Source organism: Clostridioides sp. ES-S-0010-02, assembly GCA_020641055.1.
Taxonomy (GTDB): Bacteria; Bacillota; Clostridia; order Peptostreptococcales; family Peptostreptococcaceae; genus Clostridioides.
In genome coordinates, this window is sequence record CP067345.1 from 3,570,578 (window position 1) to 3,584,007 (window position 13,430).

At 33.2% G+C, this 13,430-nt stretch carries 12 protein-coding genes; all 12 read right to left on the reverse strand.

Annotated elements, in window-relative coordinates:
- Position 1: 1 nt before the first annotated feature.
- Positions 2–1,930 (reverse strand): DUF4445 domain-containing protein, encoded by a 1,929-nt coding sequence (locus JJC01_16620; GenBank protein UDN57773.1) that lies wholly within the window; start codon positions 1,928–1,930, stop codon positions 2–4.
- Positions 1,931–2,042: 112 nt separating this feature from the next.
- A complete protein-coding gene (gene gcvH, locus JJC01_16625; GenBank protein UDN57774.1) occupies positions 2,043–2,420 on the reverse strand; it encodes a glycine cleavage system protein GcvH in 378 nt (125 codons plus the stop codon).
- A gap of 86 nt (positions 2,421–2,506) precedes the next feature.
- Positions 2,507–4,633, reverse strand: coding sequence for a CO dehydrogenase/CO-methylating acetyl-CoA synthase complex subunit beta (gene cdhC / locus JJC01_16630; protein UDN57775.1), 2,127 nt, complete (start codon positions 4,631–4,633; stop codon positions 2,507–2,509).
- Between the two features lie 56 nt (positions 4,634–4,689).
- Positions 4,690–5,496, reverse strand: a complete 807-nt coding sequence (locus tag JJC01_16635; GenBank protein UDN57776.1) for a dihydropteroate synthase — start codon at positions 5,494–5,496, stop codon at positions 4,690–4,692.
- A gap of 49 nt (positions 5,497–5,545) precedes the next feature.
- Positions 5,546–6,913, reverse strand: a complete 1,368-nt coding sequence (locus tag JJC01_16640) for an acetyl-CoA decarbonylase/synthase complex subunit gamma (GenBank protein ID UDN57777.1) — start codon at positions 6,911–6,913, stop codon at positions 5,546–5,548.
- A gap of 30 nt (positions 6,914–6,943) precedes the next feature.
- Entirely contained in the window at positions 6,944–7,888 is a 945-nt protein-coding gene (locus tag JJC01_16645) for an acetyl-CoA decarbonylase/synthase complex subunit delta (GenBank protein UDN57778.1), read from the reverse strand.
- 19 nt (positions 7,889–7,907) lie between these two features.
- A complete protein-coding gene (locus JJC01_16650; protein ID UDN57779.1) occupies positions 7,908–8,678 on the reverse strand; it encodes an AAA family ATPase in 771 nt (256 codons plus the stop codon).
- Positions 8,679–8,733: 55 nt separating this feature from the next.
- The gene (gene lpdA, locus JJC01_16655) at positions 8,734–10,119 is read right to left on the reverse strand and encodes a dihydrolipoyl dehydrogenase (protein ID UDN57780.1); all 1,386 of its coding nucleotides are present in this window, start codon (positions 10,117–10,119) and stop codon (positions 8,734–8,736) included.
- A 41-nt stretch (positions 10,120–10,160) separates the two neighbouring features.
- On the reverse strand, positions 10,161–11,042 hold the full coding sequence (locus JJC01_16660; protein ID UDN57781.1) for a methylenetetrahydrofolate reductase: 882 nt from the start codon (positions 11,040–11,042) through the stop codon (positions 10,161–10,163).
- A gap of 35 nt (positions 11,043–11,077) precedes the next feature.
- A complete protein-coding gene (locus JJC01_16665; protein ID UDN57782.1) occupies positions 11,078–11,752 on the reverse strand; it encodes a methylenetetrahydrofolate reductase C-terminal domain-containing protein in 675 nt (224 codons plus the stop codon).
- A 31-nt stretch (positions 11,753–11,783) separates the two neighbouring features.
- Positions 11,784–12,656, reverse strand: a complete 873-nt coding sequence (locus JJC01_16670) for a bifunctional 5,10-methylene-tetrahydrofolate dehydrogenase/5,10-methylene-tetrahydrofolate cyclohydrolase (GenBank protein UDN57783.1) — start codon at positions 12,654–12,656, stop codon at positions 11,784–11,786.
- Between the two features lie 91 nt (positions 12,657–12,747).
- Complete coding sequence (locus JJC01_16675) at positions 12,748–13,380, reverse strand: cyclodeaminase/cyclohydrolase family protein (GenBank protein UDN57784.1); 633 nt, start codon at positions 13,378–13,380, stop codon at positions 12,748–12,750.
- Positions 13,381–13,430: the final 50 nt, after the last annotated feature.

Sequence of the window (13,430 nt, forward strand, 5' to 3'; positions counted from 1 at the left end):
TTTACTCTTCTAGTAGTTGCTTTGCAGTTGGGAACTGCTCTATATTTGTATGTGGTAAGAAGCATGCAGAAATAAATTCGTCCATGTAACTTGGATAAACACTAAGTTCAACATAAGTTATTTGTTTACCTATTTCTTCAAGTTTATTTTTGGCATCTTTACTTATAAGAGCCAAGTAAGAACCTACAAGTGAACTATTTCCTATATAAGTAAATTTCTCTCTATCGATATCAGGAAGTAATCCTATAATTATTGAATTTTCTATATCTAGGTTATTTCCTATACCACCTGCTATATAAACTCTATCTAATATACTAAAATCCATACCCAAGCTATCTACAAGAGTATATGCGCCTGAATATATAGCTCCTTTAGCTCTAATAAAATTATCTATGTCCACTTCATTTACTACTATATCATTTTCCAAATCAAATTCTTCTTTAAATGCTAATACATACTCTCCTATTTCATGTTCATTAAATCTGACTCTCTTATTATTTAAATCTCTATATATCTTACCTCTTCTATCTATTACACCCTTAGTAATCATTTGGCAAATTAAATCAATTATACCAGAACCACATATACCAACTGGTGCACATTCATCTATTATTTTTAATGTAGGCTCTAAAGTTCCTTTATCAATAGCCACCTTCTCTATTGCTCCTGCTGATGCTCTCATTCCACAGCTTATGCCTCCACCTTCAAATGCAGGACCTGCTGAACATGCACAGCTCATCATATAGTCTTGATTTCCAAATACTATCTCTCCATTGGTACCTAAGTCTATAAATAAAACATTTTCTTCACTTGACCATATACCAGCTGATAATACCCCTGCTGTTATATCTCCTCCTACATAACTTGCTACAGATGGAGCTAAGTACACATATGCACTATCATTTACAAAAAGACCTACATTTTCACCCATAAGTTTTGGAGATTTTAAAAATGGTGGTATATAAGGTTCTTGTCTTAAAAAGTCTGTATACACCCCTAAGAATAAACTTGTCATAGTTGTATTTCCAGCAGCTACTAAAGTGACTACATCCTCCTTATTTATGCCATTTCTTTCATATAATGTTTTTAATAGAGGATTTATAGTTTCATCGACTATAGCTTTGTGTAAAGTTTCTAATCCATTTTTCTTAGTCGAATATATAATCCTATTTATAACATCTGCTCCATATTTTATCTGAGCATTTCCAGATGATGCTTTATCTACTACTTCTTTTGAATATAAGTCTACTAAACATACAACTACCGAAGTTGTACCAATATCTATTGCAACTCCATACAGAGAATTTTCCTTATTTCCTTCTTCTATATTTATGATTGTAAGTTTCTTTTGTTTTTGAACATATGTTATTGTAACTTTGAAATCGCTCTTTCTAAATATCGTTGGCATCTTTCTAAGTATATCTAATCTAAAATCTATTTCATTGTATCCCAGATGATTTCTAACATGTCTTTCTAATCTATCTACATCACTTATATTGTCATCTAAGTTTGGCTCTTCCATTTCTATGTATTTCTTTTTTATATTTGTCTTAAATTGTAAGTTATGCTTTTCTATTATTTTTTTAGCTCTCTCAAAAATTTCTCTATCTTTTTGTTTATTGCTACCTTCAATCTTCATACCATGCATAGAAGATGATACTTTAGAAGGAACTTCAATTTCTATATCTGAGATTACTTTTGTACAACAAGCTAATATATAACCTTGCTCCCATTCGTCATCTGTTATATGTCTCGTTTTTTCTGTATCAACCTTACCTTTTAACAACTTTACCTTACATTTACCACAAGACATATTTCCATTACAAGGAGCATCTATAAATATATCAGCATTTCTTGCAACTTCTAGTAATATATCCCCCTCATTACAATAAACTTCTTTATTGTTTGGCATAAAATTTACCTTTATCATGATATCCCTCCCAATTTGTTCTATATATTATAAAAGGAAAGTATAGCTAAATTTGCGTGCACTCAAATTTTACTATACTTTCCCCAATTATAATAACATCCCTAGTCTTTAATTATTCTAATCCAGCCTCGTATTCTTTATCACTTAATAATGTATCAAGCTCAGCAACATCAGCTAGTTTTACTTTTAATATCCAGTTTTCGTATGGGTCTTCATTTATACATTCTGGTTCATCTTCTAATTTTTCATTAACTTCTAATACTTCACCATTAACAGGAGATATTAAATCAGAAGCTACTTTAGAAGATTCAACTACTCCAAAATCTACTCCCTTAGTTACAGTATCTTCTACTTCTGGTGTTTCAACAAATAATATTTCTCCTAATTGATCTTGAGCATAATCTGTTATACCTATATATACAACATCTCCATCAATTACTTTTACCCATTCATGATCTTTAGAGTATTTTAATTCTGGTAATAATTTCATTTCGATAGACCCCCAATATTATATTATTGATTAATTTATTTAAATCATATTAATATTATATCACATTATTTTAAATTTTCCATCAATTACATTACACTTTCCATAGCTAATGCTGGATGACCTTTTTCTTCTAAGAAAGCTAATACTCCTTCAGAATCGTCAGCTATAGTTTCATCACAAATCATATCACAGAAGTTCTCTATTCCAGTCATTTCTTTAACTGTAGCATTTAATTTATCAGCTACATAATCTTTTAATTCTTTTGGCATCCAAACTATTCTTTCTGGTCCACCTTCTGCATAAGCGAATTTTTTAGAAGATATGAAATGTCTTCCGTGTCCCATGAATCCTGGAGTTTGAACTCCTCCACCTGTCATAGAAGCAAGTTCTCCGAAAGTCATACCAACTGGAGTAACGCTTGGGAATTCTCTGTTAACTACAACAAATCCATTTGCTTCTGGCATTATACCACAGATACACTCGAAGCATCCACAAGAAGTCATAGGGTCTTCTAATATAGAGTATAATGTAACAGCTTCAACTGCACCTTGAGATATTTGGTTTACAGTTTCATTTACAGAGTTCCATACACCTGTTCTATCGTCTAAACATTCACCTTTTTCTATTGGTTGACAAGGACCTGTAGGGTCTAATTCTTTAGTAGCTTTAGCATCTAACCAGCTAACTGCTCCACAAAGACCAAGTCTTTCAGGAGTAACAACACAAACGTGAGCTGGTGCAAATGATTGACATAAGTTACAAGAATAGAAAGTCTCTACACTTTCATCAACCAATGAAGCTAATCTCTCATCTCTAGCATTGTATTTAGCTATTGCTTCACCTTTTAATTCAGAAACTTTTTCTGCATCTGTAATTATAGTTATTTCACACTTATCAACAACTGATTCAAATTCATCTAACATCTTAGCATATAAAACTTCTCCTATATGCTCAAGTCTAAATCCTTTATCAAATGCATCTTTAGAGATTCTTACCCAAGCCATATCTCTTTGTCCAACGTGCATTACACCTTCTATATAGTTTAAGAAGTAGTGGAAACGTCTTTCAAGAACTGGTTCGAAATCTTCTTGCATGTTTTTACCAGCTATTTTAACTATTACAGCAAGTGGTAATCTTAATACACCATCTGCTTCAACTTCATCTATGTTTGGTCCTATTATTTCTATCTTATGGTCTTCAACTTCAGCAGCTTCTTTCTTAACAACAAGCTCCCAAGCTTCAGTTTTATTTCCACCAAATTCAGCAAACATGTCGCTCTTTCTAATTCTTTCACCTTCAAATGCTGCTGCAAATGAAACTGGTATAGGTATTTCAGTAACTTTTATTTTTATTCCTCTAGCTTCTAATGAAGTAGCTACTATCTTATCATAATCTTTTTGAGTTAATAAATTCATTGGAACTTCAAGAACAGTTTGGTCAGTTACAACTGGGAATCCTAAAGCTATTGCTCCAGCACCTGCAGATACAACTAATTCACTTAATGGTCCAAAAGCATTAACAAATGCAGGAACTCTATTAGCTGTGTATTCTAATAATCCGTTTAAATCACCAGGAGTTAATCCACCGAATATTAATGCTGCTCTTACTGCAACAGATACAACGTGGATAACAGAAGTTACATCATATCCTAGAGGTATAACTCTTAGTTCAAGACCCATTTTTACTCCAGCTTCTATAGCTTGGTCTATAACCTTACCAACTAAGAAAGTTAATAAACCTTTAGATTGGTAGTCTTTTATAACTTTTGCTGCTGATTCAGCATCAGGACATTCTCCAAGAACAACTGCAACACCAGGTATATCTCCTGTAACTAGTGGTACACCAAGTGATCTGATTATAGGGTCAGTTATATGACCTGCACATGGCTCACTATATGGAGCATCCATAGTTGAGTATTTTAATGCTTCAATTACTTCTGCAGCTAAAGCAGTAGCTAAACCAGCATTAAAAGCATGTTCTAATAAATGAGTTCTATTGATTAAAGATTTTACTACTTCTAAAGCACCTTCTAAGTCCCCTAAAGTGTTCATTTTTTGTCCTGTTGCAGCATATATACAAGGTAATGAATATGCTGTATCAGGGAAAGCTACTTTATGTTCTTTTCCGTTTTTTTCTATAGCTTCATTTAACATAGCTTGAGCTGCACCCAAAGCTTGTTCTGACCCTGTAAAGATTATATTATATAGATTCATTCTATTTCCCCCTTTAATATTTACACCTATTTTTTATTAACTATACCCTAAAAACCCTAGAAAGCAAATCCACCTTCATTTAACTCTAAGAAAGAGTCTGCATATAAAGATGCCCCGTTGATTATGTCACAAGATTTTACAGTTTTCATTAATTCTGGGTCACATGGATTCATTATAGCTGAACTAAATCCATTAGCCATTGCCATTGCTAAGAATGCACTATCTAAAACAGGTCTAACATGTTTAGGACATCCATTAGATACATTAGATAATCCTCCTGTAGTTAAAAGTCCCATTTCAGTCATCATCTTTATAGCTTCTAAAACTTCTACTTGTTTTTCTTGCATACCTTTTATAACTAAGCATAATGGGTCAAATAATATATCAGTTGGCTCCATTCCTAGCATTAAGCCTTTTTCTAGTATCTCTTGGCAGTAAGCCATACGTTCATCATTATCTCTTGGGATACCTTCTTTTGCACATAAACCTATAACCATTGATTCATATTCAGCTGCTATATCTATTAAATCAAATCTTGAACCAGCATCAGCAGAGTTTATTATTGGTTTTGCATTAGTTCTATCATAAACCTTAAGTCCAGCTTCGATAGCTTTTTTATTAGCTGTATCTAATGCTATAGGAACATTGTTAAATTCAGATTGAAGTAGCTTAACTCCCCATGTCATTATCTCTTCGCCATCTCTTTCAGCAGGCCCTATATTGAAATCTATATAGTGTGCTCCTGCTTCTAATTGTTCTTTTGCTCTTTTTAATATTGGAGCTGGATCTCTTTCTGCTAATGCCTTTCTTATTGAAGGTGAGATACAGTGTATTCTTTCACCTATAATCATAAATTTTTCCATTTATAATGTCCCCCTTTAAATTTAATATTAATAGTTAGTTAATATTTTATTAGTTTGTTTGGCATGCTTTTTCTTGGTATCCTTTTAAGAACTTAGGTAATTCCATAGATTCTTCTGGTCCTATAACTACATTCCATCCTGGTAAGTTATCTTCTATATCACCTTTAAGTACTGCAACTTTTCCTGGGATGATAATGTCTTTACAATTAGTTACTTCTTCTACTTTACTTTCTTTGATGAAAGCAGAGATTGAATTTCCACCAAATTTACCAGCAGCCCAAGATGTAAGAACTGAATATCCACCTGCATCTGGTATTACTAACCATACTGGAACTTTTGATCTTTCTATATCTCCAGCAACTATGAAATAAGTTAATGCAAAGTCAACAGTAACTAATACTGGAGAATTTTCATCTGGGTTATTAATTGGGTAAATCTTTGGTTCAACTCTCATTGGTCTTTGTGGGTCAGTGTATATATTTTGTCTTAATGCAAATAATGGTAATGCTTTAGCATAACTAATATCATCTATTACTATTATAGAACCATATTTTATAGTAAATATTGATGATAAAGCAATTTCCATCATAGGATTTGAGTTAGATAATCTATTTGCAAATACTATTGAAGGATATCCAAATGTTCTATCTTGTTCTTTTAAAGCTATTCTTCTAACTTGCACAGCATTAGTGTAAGTATCTTTTATATTTTCTCCAGTTACATCTAATACTAATTCTTTATATCCAGCAGATTGAACTAATTCAACTGTTTCATATAATTCTTCTAAGCTAGCTGCTTTTACTCCTAATGGTAGGTTTGCTCCTTTAACTACTTCTATCATATCTTTGTAGTTATCTTTAGTTGCTCCATATACCATTGGTCTAGCATCTTTTAATACTTCAACAGCTTCTTTAACTGCTTGTGCATCATCACAAGCTAAAATATAAGCTACTTCTAATCCGCTACCTTTTATTTTGTCTATTAGTTTTAAATATGCATCTTTGTCTCCACAGTATTCTAAAACAACCATTTCAACTTTCATTTGTTCACCAATTCTTATATAGTCAACTTTTTTCATGTTAGCTATTTTAGCGTCTACTGCTTCATCACTCATACAAGTACAGAATGAAACTGCATATCTATTTCTACTTACTAATGTTTTTTCATGTCTAAATAATACTGTTTCCCCGCCTAGTTCATATTCAGATGCTCCAGTACCAACTTTTAATGCTTTCATTAAAGGTGCTGTAGCTTCTGATAGTTTTGCTATAGCGTCATCAGACATATGTGGGCATTTGCCTACTTCTACAGCTCCTGAAGCAACCTTCATAGAGAAAGCCATACAAGTTGGGAATCCACAATCCTTACAGTTTTTCTTTGGTGTTAATTTAAATATATCTAAAGCTTTTAATGCCATTATTTTCTCCCCCTAACCTTAACAATTTAATTAAGCTAATGCGTTAACCAATTCTTTTATAGTTTCTATTGATTTTGGATGACGAAGTATAACTGCGTTTGAACCACCTACTAAAACACTTGCTGCAGTTGAAACTTCCATTGCTATAGTTCTTTCTTCTGGACAACCCCAATCTGGCTCATCTTCTACTGGAGCTATAGCTTCTTTAACATGACCTACTTCGAAAGCTACTGGTGTTATGATAGGCATTTGTAATGTCTTATCATTTTGACCAAATGCTGCAAGTCTAATTCTATCCATAGTAGATGCAACATATTCATATCCATAACCAACTGCTGAACATCCAACATTCATAACTATATTTTCACCTTTAACGCCTAATTGAGTTAACAGTACGTTTAATTGTTTTGCTAGGTTTATATCAACAGAAGATTCTGCTCCAACTTTGTGTGAATAAGCCATTCCAGCTGATGCTCCTACTCCTTTGTAGTTATCTTCTACTGCTGACATAAATAGACAGTTATGCCCATCCAACGCTTGAGCTAATTTTTCAAACAGTTTACCATCTTTTTCATGATTTCCTGAACCAGCTACTACTAAAGGCAATGTTATTGCTTCAACTACTGCTTTAGCAACTTCAGCACAGTCATCAACTGATTTATCTAATCCATTTGGGTCAGAACCATCAAATTTTAAACAAATAAAATCTGCTTGTGTATTAGCTTCAACATATTTAGCCCATTCTACTGGACAATTAGCTACATCTTTGTATAACTCTTTATATGAATCAGTCCAGCTTTCAGGATAAACGTCTGATATTTCTATACCTATTTTTGGAGTATTCCCTACTTCTCCATCAAAACTATAAAAAGGTAATACATTTTCCCCACCTAATTTAATTGCTTTTTCCCCTATTCCTACTTCAACTTCTGATATTTTTCCAGAATATTTTTGAGTAGACATTTTAAATGCCATATTTTTTTCCCCCTTAAGCCTATTTTAATTCTAATTTAGCAAAAATCTCTTTCATAGCCACTTTAGATTTTGAATCTTCAGGTAAATTAACTAAAGGAATACCTGTAGAATCATATTCATATATCAATTCATCCATAGGTACAACACCAATTAGCTCTAGGTTATGTTTTTCTATTTCCTCTTTAACACCATCATTCATAACCCCATTTGGAACCTTATTTACAATTAGAAGTATTCTTCCAACATTTAATTTTAGTTCCTCAGCTAAATCTCTTATTCTAGCAACAGCTTGTATGCTACGTCTTGAGCAATCACTAACCAATAAAAGTGTATCAACATGTCTAGTAACTTTTCTGCTTAGATGTTCCATACCAGCTTCGTTGTCCATGACTAAGTATTTGTAGTGACCAGATATTTTGTTTACTTGTTCTCTAAGTATCCCATTTACAAAACAGTAACATCCTTCCCCTTCTGATCTCCCCATTACTAACAAGTCATATCCTTCTCCTTCTTCAATTATAGAATTTAATCTAAATTGTAGATATTGTGCTTTTGTCATACCACCTGGGAATGCATTGCCTAACTTTTCTCTTTGATTTACTTCTTCTCTTATTTCTCCTATTGTTGCTTCAACTTCAATACCTAATACTTCATTTATGTTAGCATTAGCATCAGCATCTACAACTAATACTGGTCCCTTATTGTCCTTAACCAAATAATCAATCAAAAGCCCTGTGAGACTTGTTTTACCAGTTCCACCTTTTCCTGCAACAGCTATATTGTATCCCATTTTAAGACTTCCCCCTTAAATCTAGCCACAGAGCCTTATGTACTCTGTTTACTTATTATAATTTAGGTACAGAATGAACACATTCTCCATGTACATCATGAAGTGCTTCCATTAGTCCTTCAGATAAACTTGGATGTGGATGTATTGCATCCCCTACTTGTTCTACAGTTAATCCTAGATGAACAGCAAGTGATAACTCTGTTAATAAATCTGTAGCATGAGGACCTACTACTGCTGCACCTATTATTTTATCTGTTTCTTTATCAGCTATTATTTTTACAAATCCTTGGAAATGTCCTATAGCCTGTGCTTTTCCAAGTCCTCTAAAATCAAATTGACCTACATTGTATTCTACACCTTCAGCTTCAAGTTGTTTTTCAGTTTTACCAACACCAGCAACTTCAGGTTCAGTATAAACACATCTTGGAATTGCTCTATAATCTACTACTTTAGTTTTTCCTAAAGCATTTTCAACTGCAACAATACCTTCTTTAGAAGCAACATGTGCTAAGAAAGGAGTATCTATTATATCACCTATTGCATATATACCTTCTACATTAGTTTCAAGATGCTCATTAACTACTACTTTTCCTCTTTCCATTTCAATTCCTATATCTTCTACTCCAGAATTATCAAGGTTAGGTCTTCTACCAACACATACTAATGCATATTGTGCTTCTATAACCTTTCCATTAGAAAGAGTTGCAACAGCTTTACCATCAACTACTTCACAAGTTTGTACTCCAATACCTGTAATAACTTTAATCTTATCTTTCTTAAATTGTCTAAGTAGTTGTTTTGCTACATCTTTATCTTCATTTAATAGTATCTGGTCAACCATTTCAACTATAGTTACTTCTGTTCCTAAGGCTCTAAAGAATTGCCCTATTTCACATCCTATAACTCCACCACCTACTATTAACATAGATTCAGGTATATCTTCAAGTCCAAGAACTTCATCACTAGTTATTACAATCTTTCCATCATATGGGAACATTCTTGGTACAACTGGAACAGAACCATTAGCTAGTATTATCTTATCAGCTTTTATAGATTCTACTGTTCCATCATCTTTTGTTACTTCTATAGTATTTTTATCAATTAATTTTCCAAAACCATTAACTAGTTTTACTCCTCTTTTCTCAAATAGGAATTCTATACCACTTATTAATTGATTTACAACTTTATTTTTTCTTTCCATTATGGCAGTGAAATTTGGTGTAACTGTACCATCTATCTCTATACCAAAATCCTTTGCTTCCTTCACAGTATTTAATACCCCTGAAGAAGCAAGAAGTGCTTTAGTTGGTATACATCCTGCATTTAAGCAAGTTCCTCCAACTCTTCTTTTTTCAACAACTGTCACCTCTGCACCAAGCATAGAAGCTTTTATAGCTGCTACATATCCTCCTGGTCCACCACCTACTACTACTATTTTCATCCTTAATTCCCCCAAACCTTATAATCTACAATCTTGTAATACTATAAACCTGCGGCATCTAGTATAGCAGGTATATTTTCTTCTGCCCCAATTGCCATTATATGAACACCATCACATAAATCTTCTTCTTTTAATTGTTTGATAAGTTCTCCTGCCATTTTTATTCCTTCACTTACCCAGTTTTCTTTTCCAGCTGCTCTTAATCTTTCGATTTGTTCATCTGGCACAAATATTCCTGGTACATTTGCAGTCATAAATTTAGCCATTCCTGGAGATTTTAAAGGTACTATCCCTGCCAATACCTTGCAATCCATATCTCTTGTTAGTTCTCTAAACCTTCTCATTGTATTTATGTCATAAAGTGCTTGAGTTTGGAAAAATTTAGCTCCAGCTTTTATTTTCTTTTGCATTTTTAATAATTGAACTTCTATTGGAGAATATTCTGGAGTTACTGATGCTCCTAGATAAAAATCTGGAGAACCTTTTAATTTATTACCAGCCATATCCGTACCTGCCATTAGAGTTTCAGCAGTTTGAAGTATCCCTACAGAGTCTAAATCAAATACACCTTTAGCTTGTGGATGGTCTCCTACGCTAGTATGGTCTCCTGTTAATGCCAACAAGTTGTTTATCCCAAATACACCTGCTGACAACATTTCTCCTTGTATAGCTATCCTATTTCTATCTCTCCCTGTTATTTGAATCACTGGCTCTAATCCAGCATCTTTTAGTAATTTACATGTAGCAAGAGAAGTTGCTCTCATAACTGCTGATTGAAAGTCTGTCACATTTGCTGCATGAACTCTTCCAACTAACGGCTTTGCACATTCAATTAAATGTGAAAGGTCAGTCCCTTTTGGAGGAGCCATCTCAGTAGTAACTGCAAATTTTCCACTCTCTAATGTTTCTCTTAATAAGCTCATCTCTAATCCCCCTTTTAACCTTCTAAAAAAAACTTTTATGAATTGGCTGTTGCTTCTTTCTTTTTCTTTGCACTTAAGCTTCTTGGATTATTTTGCTTAGAATAGTCTTTTGGTGGTCTTATTTCTGCTAAATTATCTAATTGGCCTATAGATTCCAATCTTTCATATATTTTTATCCAAGCACAATCATTTTCTGGATTTACTTCACATTTACCATTTTTAGCTCCACCACAAGCCCCATTCATAAGACCTTTAGCACACATAGTTACTGGACATATTCCACCTGTCCAACCAAGTTCACAGTCTCCACAAGCCTTACAGGCTTCCTCATATTCTCCAACCCTTTGTACTTCCCCTATAAACAAAGTGTTGTTAGCTGGATAAACTGGTTTATTTTTTAGGTTTTTAACTATTGTTTGTGTCCCATCTCCACATGCTAAAGATAAAACTGCATCAGCTTCTTTAGTTTCTTCTTTTAGAGCCTTTAAGTCCTTTTTAGACTTTAAAAGGTTACAAGCAGGATCAAGCATTACATATCCTAAGATTTTTTTGCCCTCACCTTCAAGAGTTTCCTTCATTTTTAGAACTTCTTCTTCTCCACCACTCTTACAAGTCGCTGCACATTGATTACAACCAACTAAAACTAGCTTGTCAAAATTCTTTAAGTACCCTAGCACTTCTTCCAATGGTTTATTTTCAGAAATTATCATATCTACTTCCCCCCTAAACCTTCCACAATATCTATTTATTGTTTTGCAACTTACAAGCTTTAACTACATGTTTTGCAAGTATAGATGTTGTAACTGAACCAACCCCCGCTGGAACTGGAGTTATCATCGATACTTTATTTAAAACTGCATTTGTATCAACATCTCCACATAAATTTCCTTCTTCATCAACATTTATACCAACGTCTATAACTACTGCTCCATCTTTCACAAAACTTTCATCTACCATCTTAGCTCTACCAATAGCTGCTATCAATACGTCCGCTTCTGCAGCTACATCTGATAAGTTTTTAGTCTTTGAATGGCATATTGTAACAGTTGCATGTTCACTTAATAAAAGCATTGATACTGGCTTCCCAACTACCATTGATCTTCCAAGAACTGTTACCTTACTTCCTTTTAAATCAACATTATAATGTTTTAATATTTCTACTACTGCTGTAGGAGTACATGGTGGGAATCCACTCTTATCTCCTTCCATGACTTTAGCAGAGTTTATTGGGCTAAAACAATCTACATCTTTTTCTGGTGCAATGACATATTTTATAACTTCTTCATTTAAGTGTTTTGGAAGTGGTCTAAAACATAATATACCATTAACATCCTTGTCATCATTAACTTTCTTTAAAACATCAATATATTCTTCTTGAGTTATATCTTCAGCTAATTCCAACACTTCAGTTGTTATACCAATGTTTTGACATCTTTTTAGTGCTCCTCTTTCATATGATAAATCATCGCTTCTTGCTCCAACTCTAACTATTGTTAGCTTAGGATTTATACCTTCTTTAACTAGTAACTCGACTTCTTTTATTAAGTCTTCACTAATCTTATCAGCTACAGGTTTTCCTTTTATAATCTGTCCTTTAGTTGACATTACTTCCATATATTCACAACTCCCCTACAAGCAAACTTAAATTAATTTATTCTATATACCACATATTAATAACATAGTATCTACTTTCGTCATTTAAAAATTATTTTCCAAGCGCTTTTTCAACTTTAGCATAAACTTCATCACAAGTTTTAACGCCATCTTCAACTAATTTATCTACTTCTGTTTTTACTTTACTAACATACTCTTGATCTTGTATAGAATTTATATTTATAACTACATTTAATTGTCCACCAAGTATAGCAGCTCTTAAACATTGAACCCCTACACCAACGTCGCTTATAGCAAGTCTTGAACCTTTATCAACTAAATCTTCATGTAACTTAATAGCTTCATAACAAACTCTTACTATATTTAATGGTACTTCACAAGCAACTTTTAGCGCTTTTTCCATTGTTTCTGCTTTTATTCTTTTTTCCTCTTCTGTTTCTTTAGGAAGCCCATAAGCTTTTGATAATGGTAAGAAACATTCTGCATCATCATCTATCATTTTTAATAAATCTTTTTCTAATTTTCCTGCTTTATTTAATATATCTTTTACACTTTCTTCATACTCAGCATACTTTTTCTTTCCTATTGTAAGATTGCATACCATACTCCCTAAAGCCATACCAATTGCACCAACTAGTGCGGCAGCTCCACCGCCACCTGGTACTGCTTCTTTAGAAGATAGTACTTCTACAAAATCAACACAAGTTTTATCTGCTATTTTCATGATAATCCTCCTTAAAAGGATGTAGGAAAATATCCTAAATTATCTTAGAG